19 protein-coding genes are annotated in these 18035 nt (G+C 63.8%); 7 read left to right on the forward strand and 12 right to left on the reverse strand.

Annotation, left to right across the window (positions count from 1 at the left end; all coding sequences use genetic code 11):
• Positions 1-125 precede the first annotated feature (125 nt).
• From hslV to ACYQ47_RS21655, 5 genes are all read left to right on the forward strand, one after another.
• Positions 126-662, forward strand: a complete 537-nt coding sequence (gene hslV / locus ACYQ47_RS21635) for an ATP-dependent protease subunit HslV (RefSeq protein WP_244826658.1) — start codon at positions 126-128, stop codon at positions 660-662.
• 24 nt (positions 663-686) lie between these two features.
• Positions 687-2033: an ATP-dependent protease ATPase subunit HslU gene (hslU, locus tag ACYQ47_RS21640; RefSeq protein ID WP_244826657.1), complete on the forward strand. Its 1347-nt coding sequence runs from the start codon at positions 687-689 to the stop codon at positions 2031-2033.
• A 352-nt stretch (positions 2034-2385) separates the two neighbouring features.
• Entirely contained in the window at positions 2386-3474 is a 1089-nt protein-coding gene (ada, locus tag ACYQ47_RS21645) for a bifunctional DNA-binding transcriptional regulator/O6-methylguanine-DNA methyltransferase Ada (RefSeq protein WP_459906795.1), read from the forward strand.
• Between the two features lie 145 nt (positions 3475-3619).
• Positions 3620-5233 carry a glutamate--cysteine ligase gene (gshA, locus tag ACYQ47_RS21650; protein ID WP_459906797.1) on the forward strand — a complete coding sequence of 538 codons (1614 nt, stop codon included), beginning with the start codon at positions 3620-3622 and terminating at the stop codon, positions 5231-5233.
• Between the two features lie 141 nt (positions 5234-5374).
• Entirely contained in the window at positions 5375-5884 is a 510-nt protein-coding gene (locus tag ACYQ47_RS21655; RefSeq protein ID WP_244826654.1) for a hypothetical protein, read from the forward strand.
• Positions 5885-5887: 3 nt separating this feature from the next.
• Here ACYQ47_RS21655 and ACYQ47_RS21660 read toward each other — a convergent pair whose 3' ends face one another.
• Entirely contained in the window at positions 5888-7447 is a 1560-nt protein-coding gene (locus ACYQ47_RS21660; protein WP_250466235.1) for a DHA2 family efflux MFS transporter permease subunit, read from the reverse strand.
• Positions 7448-7543: 96 nt separating this feature from the next.
• Positions 7544-8044 (reverse strand): MarR family winged helix-turn-helix transcriptional regulator, encoded by a 501-nt coding sequence (locus tag ACYQ47_RS21665; protein ID WP_459906800.1) that lies wholly within the window; start codon positions 8042-8044, stop codon positions 7544-7546.
• 199 nt (positions 8045-8243) lie between these two features.
• Here ACYQ47_RS21665 and ACYQ47_RS21670 point away from each other — a divergent pair, with 199 nt between their 5' ends.
• Together ACYQ47_RS21670 and ACYQ47_RS21675 are read left to right on the forward strand one after the other, a co-directional pair.
• Positions 8244-8525 (forward strand): hypothetical protein, encoded by a 282-nt coding sequence (locus ACYQ47_RS21670; protein WP_459906802.1) that lies wholly within the window; start codon positions 8244-8246, stop codon positions 8523-8525.
• A gap of 190 nt (positions 8526-8715) precedes the next feature.
• Entirely contained in the window at positions 8716-10350 is a 1635-nt protein-coding gene (locus ACYQ47_RS21675; protein WP_459906804.1) for an efflux transporter outer membrane subunit, read from the forward strand.
• Between the two features lie 222 nt (positions 10351-10572).
• On the opposite strand, the gene ACYQ47_RS21680 is transcribed toward ACYQ47_RS21675, so the two are convergent.
• From ACYQ47_RS21680 to gspF, 10 genes are all read right to left on the reverse strand, one after another.
• Positions 10573-11352 (reverse strand): type II secretion system protein N, encoded by a 780-nt coding sequence (locus ACYQ47_RS21680; protein ID WP_244826649.1) that lies wholly within the window; start codon positions 11350-11352, stop codon positions 10573-10575.
• Position 11353: 1 nt separating this feature from the next.
• Positions 11354-11857, reverse strand: coding sequence for a type II secretion system protein GspM (gene gspM / locus ACYQ47_RS21685; protein WP_244826648.1), 504 nt, complete (start codon positions 11855-11857; stop codon positions 11354-11356).
• Positions 11854-13167 carry a type II secretion system protein GspL gene (gspL, locus tag ACYQ47_RS21690; RefSeq protein WP_250526423.1) on the reverse strand — a complete coding sequence of 438 codons (1314 nt, stop codon included), beginning with the start codon at positions 13165-13167 and terminating at the stop codon, positions 11854-11856. Before gspL ends, gspM begins: the two co-directional genes overlap by 4 nt.
• Positions 13168-13184: 17 nt before the next feature.
• A complete protein-coding gene (gspK, locus tag ACYQ47_RS21695; protein ID WP_459906807.1) occupies positions 13185-14297 on the reverse strand; it encodes a type II secretion system minor pseudopilin GspK in 1113 nt (370 codons plus the stop codon).
• A complete protein-coding gene (locus ACYQ47_RS21700) occupies positions 14294-14965 on the reverse strand; it encodes a PulJ/GspJ family protein (protein WP_250492853.1) in 672 nt (223 codons plus the stop codon). Before ACYQ47_RS21700 ends, gspK begins: the two co-directional genes overlap by 4 nt.
• On the reverse strand, positions 14943-15329 hold the full coding sequence (gspI, locus tag ACYQ47_RS21705; protein ID WP_244826644.1) for a type II secretion system minor pseudopilin GspI: 387 nt from the start codon (positions 15327-15329) through the stop codon (positions 14943-14945). The genes ACYQ47_RS21700 and gspI overlap by 23 nt, the downstream gene beginning before the upstream one ends.
• Positions 15329-15811: a GspH/FimT family pseudopilin gene (locus tag ACYQ47_RS21710; RefSeq protein WP_244826643.1), complete on the reverse strand. Its 483-nt coding sequence runs from the start codon at positions 15809-15811 to the stop codon at positions 15329-15331. The genes gspI and ACYQ47_RS21710 overlap by 1 nt, the downstream gene beginning before the upstream one ends.
• A gap of 13 nt (positions 15812-15824) precedes the next feature.
• On the reverse strand, positions 15825-16283 hold the full coding sequence (gene gspG / locus ACYQ47_RS21715) for a type II secretion system major pseudopilin GspG (RefSeq protein WP_244826642.1): 459 nt from the start codon (positions 16281-16283) through the stop codon (positions 15825-15827).
• Positions 16284-16400: 117 nt separating this feature from the next.
• The gene (locus ACYQ47_RS21720; RefSeq protein WP_244826641.1) at positions 16401-16814 is read right to left on the reverse strand and encodes a type II secretion system protein N; all 414 of its coding nucleotides are present in this window, start codon (positions 16812-16814) and stop codon (positions 16401-16403) included.
• Positions 16814-18031: a type II secretion system inner membrane protein GspF gene (gene gspF / locus ACYQ47_RS21725; protein WP_244826640.1), complete on the reverse strand. Its 1218-nt coding sequence runs from the start codon at positions 18029-18031 to the stop codon at positions 16814-16816. The genes ACYQ47_RS21720 and gspF overlap by 1 nt, the downstream gene beginning before the upstream one ends.
• Between the last annotated feature and the right edge of the window lie 4 nt (positions 18032-18035).

Raw genomic sequence — 18035 nt, forward strand, 5'->3', positions numbered from 1 at the left:
GGCGCCGGACGCTCGTCTTTTCGAGTCGGGCGGAACCCCGCGCCGTGCACTCCATCGAATTCTCGACTGCGTGGCGGTTCTTTAGATCGAGCCGCCCGCGTCCTTCGTTTTCTCAAGGAACGCACATGGAACAATTTCACGGCACGACCATCGTCTCCGTGCGAAGCGGCGGCAAAGTCGCGTTGGGCGGCGATGGTCAGGTGACGCTCGGCAATATCGTCATGAAAGGCGGCGCGAAGAAAGTGCGCCGTATCTATGGCGGCAAGGTGCTGGTCGGCTTCGCCGGCGGCACGGCCGACGCGTTCTCGCTGCTCGACCGCTTCGAAGCGAAGCTGGAAAAGCATCAGGGCAATCTCACGCGCGCAGCCGTCGAACTCGCCAAGGACTGGCGCACCGACCGCATGCTGCGACGTCTCGAAGCCATGCTGATTGCCGCCGACGCGCAAGCCACGCTCGTCATCACCGGCAACGGCGACGTGCTCGATCCCGAAAACGGCATCTGCGCCATTGGCTCGGGCGGCGCGTACGCACAAGCCGCGGCACAGGCGCTCGCCGAAAACACCGAACTCTCTCCGCGCGAAATCGTCGAGAAGGCGCTGACCATCGCCGGCGACATGTGCATCTACACCAATCACAATCGCGTCATCGAGACGATCGAGTAAGCGCACGCGCGCAAAGGACCAACGATGACCACCATGACTCCCGCCGAAATCGTCTCGGAACTCGACAAACACATTATCGGCCAGGGCCGCGCGAAGAAAGCGGTCGCGGTCGCGCTGCGCAATCGCTGGCGCCGTCAGCAAGTCGCCGAGCCGCTGCGTCAGGAAATCACGCCGAAGAACATTTTGATGATCGGGCCGACGGGCGTCGGCAAGACCGAGATCGCGCGACGTCTCGCGAAGCTCGCGGACGCGCCGTTCATCAAGATCGAAGCGACCAAGTTCACCGAAGTGGGCTACGTCGGCCGCGACGTGGACAGCATCGTGCGCGATCTGATCGAGATTTCGGTGAAGCAGACGCGCGAATCCGAGATGAAGAAAGTCCGCACGAAGGCCGAGGATCGCGCCGAAGACCGCATCCTCGACATTCTGCTGCCGAGCGCGCGGCCGGTTGGCTTCGGCGCGTCGAGCGCGGCGGAATCGGCCGAGGACAGCAACAACGTCACGCGTCAGACCTTCCGCAAACGGCTGCGTGAAGGCGCGCTCGACGACAAGGAAATCGAACTCGATGTCGAACAGCCGCAAGTCGGCATGGACATCATGGGTCCGCCGGGCATGGAAGACATGACGGAGCAAATTCGTTCGATGTTCGCGAACATCGGCGGCGGCAAGAAGACGCGCCGCAAGGTGAAGGTGAAGGAAGCGCTCAAGCTGCTCACCGACGAGGAAGCCGGCAAGATGCTCAACGACGAAGAGGTCAAGAGCCGCGCGGTGCAGAACGTCGAGCAAAACGGCATCGTGTTTCTGGACGAGATCGACAAGATCGCGTCACGCAGCGAAACCGGCGGCGCGGAAGTGTCGCGCGCAGGCGTGCAGCGCGATCTGCTGCCGCTCGTCGAAGGCACGACCATCAACACGAAATACGGGATGATCAAGACAGATCACATTCTGTTCATCGCGAGTGGCGCGTTCCATCTGGCCAAGCCGAGCGATCTGATTCCCGAACTGCAAGGGCGTTTTCCCATTCGCGTCGAGCTGGATTCGTTGTCCGTGCAGGACTTCGAGTCGATCCTGAATTCCACCGATGCAAGTCTAGTCAAGCAATACAAAGCGCTGCTCGCGACCGAAGGCGTGGAACTCGATTTCGCCGATGACGGCATCCGGCGTCTCGCCGAAGTCGCGTTCTCGGTGAACGAGAAGACGGAGAACATCGGCGCGCGGCGGCTTTACACGGTGATCGAAAAGTTGCTGGAGGAAGTGTCGTTCGCGGCGGGGAACCACGCGGGCACGCCGGTGCGAATCGACGCGGCGTATGTGGATCGCGCACTGAACGACGTGGCGCAGGATGAGGATCTTTCTCGCTACGTGCTGTGATGTAACTCGGTGAAAACGAACCGGGCTAGCTTCAGACGCCCGGTTTTTTTACGCCCGAAAGCCACGCGGCGCGCGGCATCGCCAAAAACGACAGACGAAAAAAAGCCCGCCTAGTTGGCGGGCTGAATCCATATCAGGAGGAGACATGGAGGAGACAGTTCCAATACTACACAGCCACTTGATGCGACGCAATAGTTTTTTTAGTAAAAACCCCTATGGCGCCGAAGTGTGGCATCTGTGCGTCACAATTCTGAAATTGCTGGACGCGGCGCGCGATGACAGCGCAAGAAACGGCGCGTAACCTTTCTCACAGGGCCTTACAGTGGATTCACGCCCTTCCACTGGAGCAGCCATGAACATCGCGGAAACCTTTCAGATCGTCCCTGATTTCGATACCGACGCCGGCCGCTGGCAAGCCGTGGTCGATCGCGACGCGCGCGCCGACGGCGCATTTTTCTTCGCGGTGCGCACCACGGGCGTATTCTGCCGTCCGTCGTGCGCGTCGCGGGCGCCGCGACGCGAGAACGTCGAATTCTTCCAGACGACGGATGCCGCCGCCGAAGCGGGTTATCGGCCATGCAAGCGTTGCCAGCCGACCGGCCTGCCGCGCGAACTCGCGATTGTCGAGCGCGCGTGCAAGGTACTCGACGCCGATCCGCAGCGGCGCCTGACGCTCGCGCAACTGAGCGACGCCGTGCACGTCAGCCCGTTTCATTTGCAGCGCTTGTTTTCGCGCATCGTCGGCGTATCGCCGCGGCAGTATCAGGCGGCGAGGCGCGCAGGCGTGCTGCGTGAAGCCTTGCAGCACGGCCGGGACGTCACCCGCGCGACCAACGACGCCGGTTTCGGCTCGCCTTCGCGTCTGTACGACGCCGTTCCCGCCGAACTCGGCATGACGCCATCGGCCTACAAGCGCCGTGGCGCGGGCTCGACCGTGCGCTATACGACGGCCGACACGCCGCTCGGCGTCGTGCTGGTCGCGGCAACCGACAAGGGCATCTGCAAGATCGCTTTCGGCGACGATGGCCGCGCACTCATCGATCAATTGGCGGTGGAATTCGCCATGGCCGAGCGAATCGACGATGCCACGCGACTGGAGCCGTTCGTCGCGCAAGTTCTGGCCTACGTGCAGGGCACGCGCGAACGTTTCGATTTGCCGCTCGACATCGGCGCCACGGCGTTTCAAGGGCGCGTCTGGGAAGCGTTGCGCAACATTCCCTACGGGCAGACGCGCACCTATTCCGAGATCGCCGAAGCGCTCGGCGCGCCGCGCGCGGTGCGGGCGGTGGCGAACGCGTGCGCGTCGAATCCGGTGGCGCTCGCAATTCCCTGCCATCGCGTGATTGGCAAGGACGGCGCGATCACGGGGTATCGCTGGGGCGTGACGCGCAAGGAGGCCCTGCTCGATGCCGAACGCGCGCAAAGGGACGCGAAGTCCTGAGCGCGGCCCTCGCAAACCCCGGAAATCCCCGCAAATGCCCGTCGCCATTGGGCCCAAGCACGTCGAACACCGAGATGTTAAAGTGCCCGCTACCCGAAAATAAGACCGGGCGCGAAACACCTGCGCTCCTCGCTCAACGGCTTCAATGGCAAACCAGCAATCCGCTCACCCCAAGGCCGGCGCCTATCAGCGCCGGCTCGCCGCGCTCGCGTCCGGACCGCACGCCAACGCGTTGCGTCAAGGCTTGCGCGGCATCGAGAAAGAAAGCCTGCGCGTGACGCCCGAAGGCAAGCTCGCGACGACGCCGCATCCGCGTTCGTTCGGCTCGGCGCTGACGCATCCGCTCATCACGACCGACTATTCGGAAGCGCTCGTCGAACTCATCACGCCGGCGGAAACGGATATCACGCTGACGCTCGATCGTCTCGATCTGCTGCATCGTTTCGCCTACGCGCATCTCGGCGACGAGTTGCTGTGGAACGATTCGATGCCCTGTTCGCTGCCGCCAGAAGACGACATTCCGCTCGGGTTTTACGGCACGTCGAACATCGGTACGCTCAAGCACGTGTACCGGCGCGGGCTGGCGCTGCGCTACGGCCGCACGATGCAATGTATCGCGGGCATCCACTACAACTATTCGCTCGACGAAAACGTCTGGCGCGCGTGGCAAGCGCTCGATCCGTCGAGCACGCTCTCGGCGAAAGACTTCCAGTCGGAGCGTTATTTCGCGCTCATCCGCAATTTCAGGCGCACGAACTGGCTGCTGATGTATTTGTTCGGCGCATCGCCCGTGCTGAACCGGCGCTTTATCGAAGGCAAGGCACATAGCCTGGAAGCGCTCGACGCGGACACGTTCTATCTGCCGCACGCCACCAGTCTGCGCATGAGCGATCTCGGCTACACGAACAACCCCGCGCAGGCGGATTTATTGCCGAGTTACGACAATCTCGCCGCGTATGTCGACGTGCTCGCGAACGCCGTGAGCCAGCCGTATGCGCTTTATCAGGCCATCGGCACGCAGCGTAACGGCGAGTGGGTGCAGATCAACACCAACGTGTTGCAGATCGAAAACGAGTTCTACTCGACCATTCGGCCTAAGCGAGTCACGCGTTCGGGCGAGCGTCCGCTGCATGCGCTGGCCGATCGCGGCGTGCAGTACATCGAAGTGCGTTGTCTGGATATCGATCCGTTCGAGCCGACCGGCATTTCCCTCGCCACTTCGCGCTTTCTCGACGCCTATCTGCTTTACTGCGCGCTCGAAGACAGCCCGCTGCTCTCGCGCGAAGCGAATCTCGAAGCGAACGGCAACTTCACCAAGGTATCGAAGGAAGGGCGCAAGCCAGGACTGACGCTCACGCGCGACGGCGCGTCCGTGTCGATGCAGCAATGGGCCGAGGAATTGTTCGACGCCATTGCGCCGGTTGCGAAGATTCTCGATCAACTCGACGGCACGAACGACACCACACGCGTGCTCGAAGCACTGCGGCCGCGCATTCGCGATGCATCGCTGACGCCTTCGGCACGCGTGCTTCAGACGATGCGCGACAAGCAGCAATCGTTCGATGCCTTCGCGCTCGAATTGAGCCGCCAGCATGCGGAGTTCTTCCGCGAGCGTCCGCTTTCGCCCGAAGAAGCAGGCGAGATGGCCGCGCTTGCCGCGAAGTCGCTGGAAGAGCAAGCCGAGATCGAACGCAATCAAACCGAAACGTTCGACGAATTCGTCACCGCGTATCGCGACTACAAGGCGGGCGCGCGCTGAACCGGCGCGTAGTTTTACCTTGCCCGCGCCTCGTGCGCGTGGCAAGCGTTACGCGTGTTTGAAACAACCCGAAACGCGCAGAAACGCCGCCCGGCGGGATCAGTCAAAATGATCAAGGACTTATCGACTAGCGGGGACGCAATGAGCACCAAATTACTGAAGGCCGCATCGGCGACGGCAGCGCTGGTTCTGCTCGCGAGCTGCACGAGCGAAGGCCAGGTCAGCAGTCAGACGATGGAGCAGGCCACCGCGCCGCTCACCTGCATGAGCAAGCTGGAATGCGACGCCTGGTGGGCGCGCGCGCAAGTCTGGGTGACGAATCATTCGGAGTACAAGCTTCAGGCAATCACGGATTCGATCATCCAGACGGCAGGACCGTCGAGCGGCAAGCGCGCGCTTGCTTATCAGATCACCAAGACGCCGAGCAACGAAGGCACGGCCACGATCGGTTTCGCCGCGCATTGCGACAGTCCGCTCGGCTGCCAGCCGGGTCCGTGGCAAGCGGGCGCGGATTTCAAGCAGTTCGTGCGCAATGGCGCGACGCGCCCCGTGAGCGCAACGCCGCAAGCCGTGCAGACGAATCCGCAGCCTGTACCGCTCAATCTCGACAGCCAGCCGGGCCAGTCGGGCGAACCGCTCACGCCGCAATAGGCGTCAGTGTCCCGTCGTGGCCGACGCGCCTTTCCTCGGGCGCGTCAGCCAGACCATCGCGGCGAGCACGAGAAACGCATAGAAGGAAATGCGGAAGAAGTCGTTGGTCGACATCATGTACGCCTGCGCCGACACCACGCGGTCCAGTTGCGCCGTCAGTGCCTGCCCTGAAAGCCCCAGTCCCGAGAGAAGGTCCGAATAAGCGGTCGTGCCCTGGGAATAGGCGCTCACCGACTCCGTGAGCACGGAATGATGGCGGATCATGTCGTTCTCCCAGAAGGTCGTGCTGACCGCCGTGCCTATCGCGCCCGACAAGGTCCGCAGAAAATTCGACAGCCCCGCCGCGCCGGCGAGCCGTTCGTCGGAGACGCTCGATAGCGTGATGGTCGTCATCGGTACGAAGAAGCACGCGACGCCAATGCCCTGAATCAGACGAGGAAAGATGATGTGGCTAAAGGGCGTATCGAGCGTGAAAGTCGAGTTCCAGTACGACACGAACGCAAACACGATAAACGCGAAGCTCGCGACCACGCGCAGATTCATGCGATGCATGTTTTGCCCGATCATCGGCGAGAGCACGAGCGCGAGTATGCCGACCGGCGCGGTTGCAAGACCCGCGAGCCACGGCGTATAGCCGAGCACGGTTTGCAGCCACAGCGGCAACACCACGACCGAGCCGAAGAACGCGAGAAAGCCCAGCGAAGTGATCATCACGCCCATTGCGAAATTGCGGTCGCGGAACAGCGACAGGTCGATCACCGGTTCTTTTTCCGTCACTTCCCACGCGAACATGAACGCGAGCGATACCGCCGCGACGATCGCCAGCGTGACGATGAACGTCGAGTTGAACCAGTCGCGGTCCTTGCCGAGATCGAGCATCATCTGCAGGCTCGCGACGCCGATCACGAGCAAACTGAGCCCGACGGCGTCGATGCGCTGTCGCGTCGTCTTGGTCTCATGTCCGCGCAGGAGAAAGTACGCAATCGCCGCCGAAAAGATGCCGATCGGCACATTGATATAGAAGATCCACGGCCACGTGTAGTTGTCGGTGATGTAGCCGCCCATCACGGGACCGAAGATTGGCGCGACGATGACAGTCATTGCCCACAAACCGAGCGCGAGTCCGCGTTTTTCCGGCGGATAGCTGCGCATGAGGATGGTTTGCGACAGCGGCACCATGGGGCCGGATACGAGGCCTTGCAGCAGCCGGAAACCGATGAGCGATTCGAAGTTATGCGCGAAGCCGCAAAGCGCCGACGCCACGGAAAACAGCAGCACGGAGATAGTGAACAGTTTCACTTCGCCGACGCGGCGCGCGAGCCAGCCGGTGAGCGGCACGGCGATCGCGGATGCAACCGAGTACGAGGAAATTACCCACGTGCCTTCGCTCGTCGCGACGCCCAGACTTCCCGAAATGGTCGGCACGGCGACATTGGCGATGGATGTGTCGAGCACTTCCATGAAGGTGCCGAGCGCCAAGCCCATTGTCAGCAAGGCGAGGATGCCGCCCGTGAGCGGACGCGGCGCGGGCGTGGCGGGTTCGGCAGTCGCGGTCGTCGACATATCTGTTCTCTTATGCGTTCGAAAGTCCGTGCCGCGGCATTCTCTGCCCAGACAGCGAAATATGCGGCTCTTGGCGGCTACGTTGCCGCTGCTCGGTCACTCCCCGGCGTCTTCGACACATCCGACGCAACCTGCGCGGCCAGCACCAGGCGAATTGCCGACGATGCGCGCTAGCATCGACGTCAGAAGATCGAGTTCGGCCCGGCTGAAGCCTTCCAACTGCTCGTTCAGCACCGCAGCGCCGAGCGCGGGCAGTTGCGCGGCGGCGGCGCGGCCACGGTCCGTCAGATTCAGTTCGACGATGCGCCGGTCCGCGTCGCTACGCGTGCGGCCGATGAAACCCTTCTTCTCCAGCCGGTCCAGCATGCGCGTCATGGAACCGCTGTCGTAAGACATCTCGCGCGACAGTTCCAGCGGCGTGCGCGCTCGACCCGCTGCCAGGAAAAGCAGCACGCCGATTTGTTGCGACGTCAGATCGAGCGGCCGCAGCGCTTCGTCAGTTCGCGCGATCAACACGTTGCGAGCCTTTGCAAGGTAGTAGCCAAGGCTGGTGTCGAGTTGGATCGTGGCCGGATCGTAAAGCGGTTCGCTGGTCATTCGACGGTCCGTGGGACGACGCGCAAAGCTATGCAACGTCCCAGAAAAGCAACATTCCGAAAAAAGCAATCGGTAGTATCTTGAAAACTACTTGCATAGTCAATATTATTTAAGGCACCGAGTTACGCGCGACATGCGCCACCCGAGACCATGTTCTGATCGCCCGATGCGTCGTTCGCGACGCCCCAAGGACCCTTCGATGACCCGCTTTGCCCGCACCGCCGGCCGACGTTTCGGCCAAGTCAGCAGCTCGATCGCCAACGTATCCCGTCAGTTCGTTCCGCCGAATCTGAACTCGTGGAAATTCGCGTTGTATCTGATCGTGTTCCTGATGCCGGGCGGTTCGTTCATCGTGCTGGCCATGGGATGGTTCGAGAATCGGCAGCGGCGCAAGACTGAAAAGCCCGCGCGTGCATCCAACCGCACTTTGCTTCCCGCGCCGTGCGCTTGCCCCAGTAGCGGCGGAGCAGGCGGCGCCTGAAGCGCGTAACGCGTCGTAACCGATTCCCGCTGCCGCGTAACACCCACCTTACGCCGAAGCCGTTACCCTAACGTCTGCCTGACGCTCGCGCGCAAGTCCCACGACCTGCTTCGCGAGCGTTCCGTTACCATCTCGGCAGTCGCATTCGTCGTATCGGACGAAGCGCCGCCGACAGGAATTTCGAAAGCAGATGCCGTCTCGCCTCGCTGTTTCATCCTCGCTGCGCCTTTCCGCCACTGCGCTTGCGGCCACGCTGGCGTTGTCCTTCGCCGGTTGCGCGGTCGGTCCCGACTATCAGCGCCCGTCCACGGCAATGCCCGCGTCCTATAAGGAAGCGCCCGATGGCTGGAAAGTCGCGCAGCCCGCCGATCAGACCGATCGCGGAACGTGGTGGACCATTTACGTTGACGCAACGCTCAACAACCTCGAAGCGCGGCTGAATCAGTCGAACCAGACGGTTGCGCAATATGCGGCGGCTTATCGGCAGGCGCGGGCGCTCGTCGGCGAGGCGCGCGCGGCATATTTCCCGACCATCGGTGCGTCGGCTTCGGGATCGCGCTCTGGGCAAGGTGCGGGCACGCGTTCCACGAGCACCTCTACGTTCGGCAACAGTTCCAGCACCGTCGGCAACAGCTTCAGCGCGTCGCTCGATGCCACTTGGGAGCCTGATCTCTGGGGCAGCGTGAGCCGCACGGTATCGGCGCAGAAGGCCGGCCAGCAGGGCGCGGCAGCCGATCTTGCGAACGCGCGTCTGTCCGCGCAAGGCACGCTCGCGCAGACCTACTTCCAGTTGCGCTCGCTCGACGCGCAACAACGGCTTCTGGACGATACCGTCGCCGCTTATCAGCAGTCGCTGAAGCTCACGCAGAATCAGTATGGGCAGGGAATCGTCGCGCGCTCGGACGTGATTCAGGCGCAGACGCAGTTGCAGTCGGCGCAGGCATCGGCAATCGATAACGGCGTCGCGCGCGCGCAGTACGAGCATGCCATCGCCGTGCTTATCGGCGAGGCGGCTTCGACCTTCTCGCTGGCGCAGATGCCGCTCGATGCCACGCCGCCGACCGTGCCCGCGCAGATGCCATCGGCGATTCTCGAACGGCGGCCGGATATCGCATCGGCCGAACGGAAGGCTGCGGCGGCGAACGAACAGATCGGCGTGGAAATCGCGGCGTACTTTCCCACGCTCACGCTCTCCGCGCAGGGCGGCTTCGAAAGCTCGGTGTTGTCGCAATTGCTGCGCGCGCCGTCGCGTTTCTGGACGCTCGGCCCGGACATCGCCGCAACCATTTTCGATGGCGGTTTGCGCGCCGCCCGCACGGACGCCGCGCGTGCCGCTTACGACCAGAATGTCGCGACGTATCGGCAGACGGTGCTGACGGCGTTTCAGGATGTCGAAGACAATCTCGCTTCGCTGCGCATTCTCGAGAAGGAAGTCGTCGTGCAGCAGCAGGCGGTGGAGTCGGCGCAGCAGGCGCTCGCGATCATCAACAATCAGTACAAGGCGGGGACGGTCGCGTTCATCAACGTGCTGACCGCGCAAACCACGGCGTTCACGGCGCAGCAGAAGCTGGCGAATATCGCGGGACAGCGGATGGTCTCGTCGGTGGGATTGGTGAAGGCGCTAGGCGGCGGGTGGGATGTCGCGCAGATGGATCAGGAAACGGGGGCGGCGCAGGCGCCGGCTTCGGCTTCGGCTTCGGCTTCGGCTTCGGCTTCGGCTTCGGCTTCGGCTTCGGCTTCGGCTTCGGCTTCGGCTTCGGCTTCGGCTTCCGATATCGTCAGTCAGACGCTATCGGCTAGCGACAAGCGCGCGTCAGCCGACTAAAACGCCCGTGCAAGCTCGAACGCATGCGTGTTGCCTGGTGCGCCGCGTTGCGGGCAAGCAAGCACAAGCCAGCTGAGTAAGAATCTCGCGAGCGCAAGCGGTGCGCTCAGTGCGCCTCCGTTGTTCAACGTGCGCGCACGAACCGCTCAATCCGAAGCGCCGTTGGAAAGACAACTTGCACAACCGCACCGGCACTAAAGACATCGGAAAGCCAGCACCGCCTCACCGCACCAAGGTCAGCGCCACCGTATCCTGATCCGTATGCCGGCCTAGCAGATTCAACAGTCCCGCCAGATTCTCACGCTGCTCGGGCGCCGCCGTCGCGGTGCCGTTGAACGCCGTCGATCCCTGCGACACCGTGCCGTTTCCCTTCAGCAGGAGCGGGCCACGCGTAGTCGTGAGATCGATTTCCGCCGATTCACCCTGCGCCTGCAACGCCACCCGATACGACCCGAGCGGCTTCACCCGCGATACTCTCGACGACATGTCGTCAAGCGTGACGACCACCTGACCATACGCATTCCTGCCGAGCACGCGGAACTCGGTCCATGTGAGCCGCACCGAACCATCGAAGTTCAGCGTGTTGAACGGCGCGCCGAGTCCGGAAAGCAACGTAGCCGGCACGGCGATCCCGCCAGCCGAAAGAAACGCGCCGCGCGGCGTGGCATCGACGATCACGGCGTCGGGCATCGCTTCGCTCTGGCGCATGGTCATGTGAACGCGGCCCGTGAAAAGCGGCCAGAACGCCGTCGTCCACTCGATACGCCCCGGCAGCAGCGTCGCGCCGGAAACGTCGCCGCCCGTCGCGAGCATGAGCGTGGCTGAACCGCGCCAGAGCGAACCCGCCGGATCGACGAGATTCACGCGGCCGCCCGTTACGCGCGCGAATTGCGGCGTGATCCAGGCGGCGGGCAGCATTACGAGCAGCGTGCCGGCGACCGACAAGATCATCACAAAAAAAGCCGGCAGCGCGTACCGGATTCGGCGAGTCCAATAGCTCATGTCACTTCACGCTCGCCGGTTGCAGCGATGCCGTCAGATCCACCTGGCCATCCGGCTGAAGCGCCGTGACATGCGCCTCCGACACTTGCACCTTGAACTGCTTGCGGGCGTCGTCGAGCCACAGCGTCCAGTTCGGAAACGACGTGTTCTTCAACTGAATCTGCACCGCCGCGCCGATCACCTGCACCTGCGTCGCCTGCATGCCGCTGTCCGCCAGCGACTTGGTGAGCGCATCGCGCAAGGCGCCGCCCGTCGGCGTCACGCTATCCGAATTGCCCGCGAGCGAGCGCGCCTCGTTGGCTTGCGCGGTCATCGTCGCGAGCTGGCGTTGCATGGCGGGCAGCGTGTCGCGCAAGCGGCCGCGCCCTTCGAAGGCAGGCGCCCACAGCACCAGATACACGAGCGCGAGGCCGAGAACCAGTCCGCCCCAAAACAGCAGCGCCTTTTCGCGTGCCGTGCGCGCCTCCCAAAACTCCCCGAGCGAACGTCCGAGTTCCGCTTTCATTGACCGCTCCTGATCGTCCACTTACCCGTGTTGCTGTCGATTGCACCGTTCAGCCCGTTCGCCGAGAGACGCCGGGAAAGATCGCCATCGACCTTCGTCTCCGGTTTGAACGTCACTTCGAGATGCCGATCGCGATAATCCAGCCCCGCGATGCCGTTCACCGGCACCGGCCCGAGCGAACGCGCGAGGCCATCGGCGAGTGTCAGAAAATCCGATGGCGACAGCTCGCCCGACGCCACGCGCAGACGATCGAGATTGCGCGTCATCTGATCGGGCGCGTCGAGCACGACGGTGGTTTTCGGAAAGGCGTTGAGCAGCAGCTCCGTCATCTGCGCGCTGATCGCGTCGCGCTGACGCGCAAGCTGAATCCACTGCACGTTGATCCCGATGATCGACACGACGATCGACGCCACCACGAGCGCGATCGGCACGCGCAGACGGCGCATCGTCGTGCGGTCGAGCCGCCACGGCTGCGCGGCGAACTCGAACTGGCACAGATCGAAGCGGCTCGCGAGCGCATTGCGTGCGAGCGACTCGAACGCGAGCGGCTCTGCGCCGACGATGCTCGCCGCCGCCCGCGACGATGCGAGACGCGGCTCGTCGCCCGGAAGATCGAGAAGCGAATACACGGTGACCGGCTGATCGCCCGCGAGAGCGTCGAGCGTTGCGGCTATGGAGTCGGACGGCAAGGCGAGTCCCTCGCCGAGCGCCGCGTGTTCGCCGCGCGCAATCGCCACTTCCATGCGCGGCGTGACAAGCGCGGCCGGCGCGGCCACTTCGCCGATCAGCGCGGGCGCGGTCGAAACCACATGCCCGAGCAGTCCGGCGACGAACGGTGGCGCGGCAAGCGTTTCATCAGCTTCGCGGGACGGAATCGGCAGGCAACGCATGGCGGGCACCGCCTTCACATTGCGATGCCCCGCGCCAGAGAATGCCTCGCGCACGAAGCGGAACCAGCCGCGATCGATGACCGCGAGCACGCGCCGGCCATCGGCGAGCGCGACGGGATCGACGGCGATATGGCAAGTCTGCGCGTCCTGGATCACCTGATCCTCGATCACGTTCGGCAACGCCTGACGCAAGCGCGGCCCCTTCAGCGGCGGCACTTGCGCGGCGAGCAGCAGCGTGTCGCGCGCGGCGACGATCAGCACGGTCGCGTTCGCACGCGGCAGCAAGCCGAGCGAGGCGCGGCCAGCGCGCTGAGTTTCGCCGCGCTTGTCGAGCAGCACGAACGGCAGGTCGGGCAGATGCCACTCTTCCGAGCGCACCGCCGGATCGCGCGGCGGTAGTAGAACGATCAGTGTGCTCAAAGGCCACTTCCTCTCATTTAAAGCGCGTCGCGCGTATAGACGATGCGCGTCGTATGCGTGGTCGGATCGCGGTACACGAGCGTCGAGCGCTCCAGCTGCGCGCGCTCATGTTCGACGCGCCCACGGATCACGAAATAGCGTGTGGTGACATCGAGCTCGCTGGGATCGATCGATGTCGCGGTCTTCACGCCCGCGCCGGTGAGCGCGAGCTGCACGTTGCCGGTATCGTGAAAGAACACCGTCTCGCGGCGCGCGACGAACGCCTGCGCCTGCGAGAGATTCATTCCCGACACCACGGCCGCGACCACTTCGGCGGGCGCGGTGTTCATGTTCACGGCGGTCGTCGTCGGCAGAACGGTGACGAACGGCCTGAGCTTCGCGACGGCTTCCGGCGAGAAACCCTGCACGTCGAGCAGCGAGTCGACGCTGATCATCTGCAAGGGCGCGACGGGCGCGTCGGTATCCGCGTCCTTCAGGCCGGGATCGTCGGTGAAATTGCCGCCGCCCGTGCCGCCGCCCTGCGCAATCGCCGCGATGGTCGCTTCCGGCGTGGTCGTGCTCGTCGTGGTGCTGTTGCCCGTTTGCGTCTGAAAACGCGTCGCGGACCGCGCGAGACCCGCGCGTATCTGCAGCGCCACCGTTTTTGCGAGCGACCCGTTGATGCCGAGAAGCGTAAGCAGCCGCTGGAACGCCTGAATCTGTTCGACGTTGATGGTCAGTACGCCCGGCGTTGGCGTCGACACGAGGTTGCGCAGATTGAACTTCGCCTGCGCGTCTTCAATCGATCCGGACAGAAACGTCTGCGCGCCTTCCTGCGAACGCACTTCACCGATCTGCCCGAGAAAGTCCGACAGCTTCGTCTTCGCGATGGGCACACCCCACACGCCGCCGAGATACGTGACGGTCGGCGAGGTATCGGCTTCCGAGCGCAAAATGAGGCGCGTCCAGTCGAGCGCGCTACGCGAAATCCACTGCGCCTGCGCGAGCAGCCGCTGATTTTCGATACGCCGCACCTGCACCTGCTGACGCCACAACATGCCCGACACCAGAATGGCCGACAGCGCGACCACCAGCAACGCGCTGATGATCGCTACTCCGCGTTCTTTCCGGCTTCTGGCGCGCATCGTCATTCTCCGACCATGAATACACGCGTGATCGGCACGGCGAGATTGCGCGCGCCGACCGCCACCTGAATTCCCGAAACCGCGCGCGGCAGCGGCGCGTTGCCGAGCTGCGGCACCTTCAGATTGTTGTCGTTCTCGTTGATCTGCGAGAACACGTCGTTCATCCTCGTGGTCCAGCCTTTCTGCGGAATATAGACGCGCGAGGCGAGCGAAGCCACGCCGCCCATCAACTGCACCGCGTTCCAGCCGTCCGCCGTATCGCTCGATGACAACGCGCGCCGCACTTCGCCCACATTTGCGAGCGGCGGCGACGCGAAGCGCACGATGCGTCCGTCCGATAAACGGTAACGCACGACCTGCAAGCGCGGCGGCGCACCGACCGCGAACATGCCGCGCACGATCTGCAGCGAACCGTTGTCGATCGACACCGCGGGCTGACCCGCTTCGTCGTCGGTGGCGGCTTGACGCGCGTCGATACGCATCTGGTCGAACAACTGCGCGACCACGCGCTCGTCTTCCATCGAATTGGTGATGGTCGCACGGGCGCGGATGATGGAGTCGAGCCCGCGCCACGACAGCACCGCGATCACCGCCAGAATGGCGATGGCGATCAGCATTTCCAGCAGCGTAAAGCCGCGCTGCCTCGCGGCGTCAGAGGGAGCGATTCGTTTCATTCGCCACCACCGTGACCATTTGCGCGAGATAGCCCGAACGGCCCGGCGTCGTGACGAACATCTCGACGCGCCGGAAAATCGGGTTGGGCGTCGCGGTGACGCGCTGCGTGCAGACCAGCTTCAGGTTGCCCTGCGAACATTCGAAGGTGCGCGAGCCGATCTCCGGGAATGTGTGCGCCAGCCGAATCTGCGCGAGCTCGTTGTCCGCGCTCCAGCCGGCAAGCAGACGCCGATGCAAATCCGCCTCGCCGTTGGCAATCGCGCCGACCGCCCGCAGCGACGCGGCAAGCGCCACCGCGATGATCGCCAGCGCAACCAGCACTTCGATCATCGTGAAGCCGCGTTCCTTCCGCCGGGTGCACATCACCGCACCTGAAAGCGGCCATTGCCGCTGCCGACGATGGTCGCGCGCCCTGCCGGCGAAACGAGCGTGACTTCCATGGGCGTGTCGATGGCTTCGGTGCCGAAAACGAGGCGGCTCGCCGACTTGTCGGAATCGAGAAACTGGATCGTCGCGCTCGTCACGCCGCCTTCCCACGGACGCGGCCGCAGCAGATCGTCGCGCAGCGGACGCCAGCCGTCCTCGGTGCGGATATCGAAGCGAAAACCGCCGTCGTAAGGCTGCCACGCGATGGGCCGCGCGCGCACTTGCGCTTCGTCGCCCGCGGATTCGAACAGGAGCGCGAGACGCTGCGCTTCCTCGTTGAGGTCGGTGCGCGGATTGCGCGTGAGCTGCAACGAAGCCAGCGACACGAGCAGACCCGCGATCACCAGCACGACGAGCATTTCCAGCAGCGTGAAGCCTGCTTCACGGCCTCTATGCATATCGCGCCTGCCCACGATCATTCCTTCGATGAGATTACTGCCACGAACCGACGTCGGCGTCGTTGCCGTCGCCGCCCGCCTTGTTGTCCGCGCCGTAGCTGAACACGTCGATTTCGCCGTGCACGCCCGGATTCAGATATTGATACTGCGCGCCCCACGGGTCGGCCGGCAGACGTTCCAGATAGCCGCCGTCCTTCCAGTTGTTCGGCGCCGGTTCCGTGGTCGGCTTCTCGATCAGCGCGCGCAAACCCTGCTCTTGCGTCGGATAACGGCCGTTGTCCAGGCGATACAGCTTCATCGCCTGCATGATGGTGCCGATGTCCTGTTTCGCGGCGACGCGGCGCGCCTCGTCCGGACGACTCATGATCTTCGGCACGATAAGCGCGGCGAGAATGCCGAGAATGGCGATCACCACCATGATTTCGATCAGCGTGAAGCCGCCCTGACGGCGCGCCTTTGCAACGTTCATGCGGCGTTGTGTCCACAATTGCATGACTACTACCTCTTGATATGAATCCGGGGCTTGCGCCCGCTGTTATTGAAAATTCCCGCCGAGCATTCTAGCGAGCGCGTTCGCATGAACACGCGAACGAACCCGCCGCGCGGCGCTTTAGCGCACGTAGATCGTCGGTCCAGGAGGCATCTGCGGCAGGAAGATCTCCGACTTCGAGCCGTTACGATCGATGATGATCGAACGCGCGCGCACTTCCGAAAGCTTCACGCCTTGCGTGAGCGGACCGCCGAGCGAGATCGCGCGGGCCGGCTCGCCGCCATAACTGACGATAGCCGCCGCGCCGTGCTGCAGGGCCAGGATGCCGAACAGATGCACATCCTGATTCGCTTGCCGTTCCAGTTGTCCGCCGAAAATAGTCGCGGCCTGTTCCACCGACGGCGTGCGCGTGGCGGCGGCAGCGGGCAAGGGCGCGGTCTGCCGCGAGGTCAGCGTGACGACCCAGTACGTCACGGTCACGCAAAAGAGCGCGAGGGCGGCGAGCGATATCAGGCGAATTTGCAGGCTGTTCATTACTGCACCAAATTGTTCAGTTCGATGATCGGCAGCATCACCGCGAGCACGATCACCAGCACGACGCCGCCCATCGCCAGAATGAGCAGCGGTTCGAGCAGACTCGTCAGGAACATCGTGCGACGTTCGAGTTCGCGCGCTTCGCCTTCGGAGGCGCGGTCGAGCATGGTGGTGACGTCGCCGGTGGCTTCGCCGGAGCGGATCAGATGCACCAGCACGGGCGGAAACGTCTTCGTGTTGCCGAGCGCGCGCGACAGCGACGAACCTTCGCGCACGCGCACGATGGCGTCGTCGACGTTATTGCTCATCGCCCGGTTGCTCAGGGTTTCGCCCGCGGCCTGCAGCGCGCGCAGGATCGGCACGCCGGCGGCCGTCAGAATGGCGAGCGTGCTGGCAAAGCGCACGGTGTTATAGCCGCGCACCAATTTGCCGATGAGCGGCGCGGTGAGCAGCCAGCGGTCGAACGCCATGCGCGGCCCGGGCCGCGCGAGAATGCTCTTGACGATCCACGCGAAAAGCGCGACGCCGATCAGCATGGCCCACCAGTAATTTCGCACGAACGCGGAGAGCGCCATCATCATCACGGTGAGAACCGGCAGCGCCTGCTTGGTGCTGGCGAACACGTTCACGACCTGCGGCACGACATAACTCAAAAGAAACGTGACGATGCCAAGCGCGATGATCGTCACGATACCCGGATACGTAAACGCCAGAATGATCTTCTGTTTCAGCGCGTTGCGTTGCTCGATGTAGTCCGCGAGACGCGAGAGCACGAGACCCAGCTTGCCGGTATGCTCGCCCGCCGCGACGAGCGCGCGATAGATCTCGGGGAAGTCTTTCGGATGCTGCGCCAGCGCATTGGCGAACGAATGCCCGCCGAGCACTTCGGCGCGGATCGCGGCCATGAGTTCGCGGATGTAATCGCGCTCGGACTGCTCGGTCAGAACCGCGAGCGTTTCGCCGAGCGGCAAACCCGCGATCAAGAGGCTCGCGAGCTGACGCGTGAGAATGGCCTGCTCGCGCTGCGACAGACGCCGCCCGAGCGAAAGGCGTTGCTGCCGTTCGCCGCGCGTCCGCGTACCCGCCGCCTCGACGATAAGCGGCGTCAGACCTTGCGTGCGCAACTGGCTGCGCGCGGCGCGGGCGCTGTCGGCATCGAGCACGCCCTTTTGCGTCTTGCCCGCGTGGTCGATCGCTTCGAAACGGAAAGCCGGCATACGC

The organism is Caballeronia sp. HLA56 (assembly GCF_054655155.1).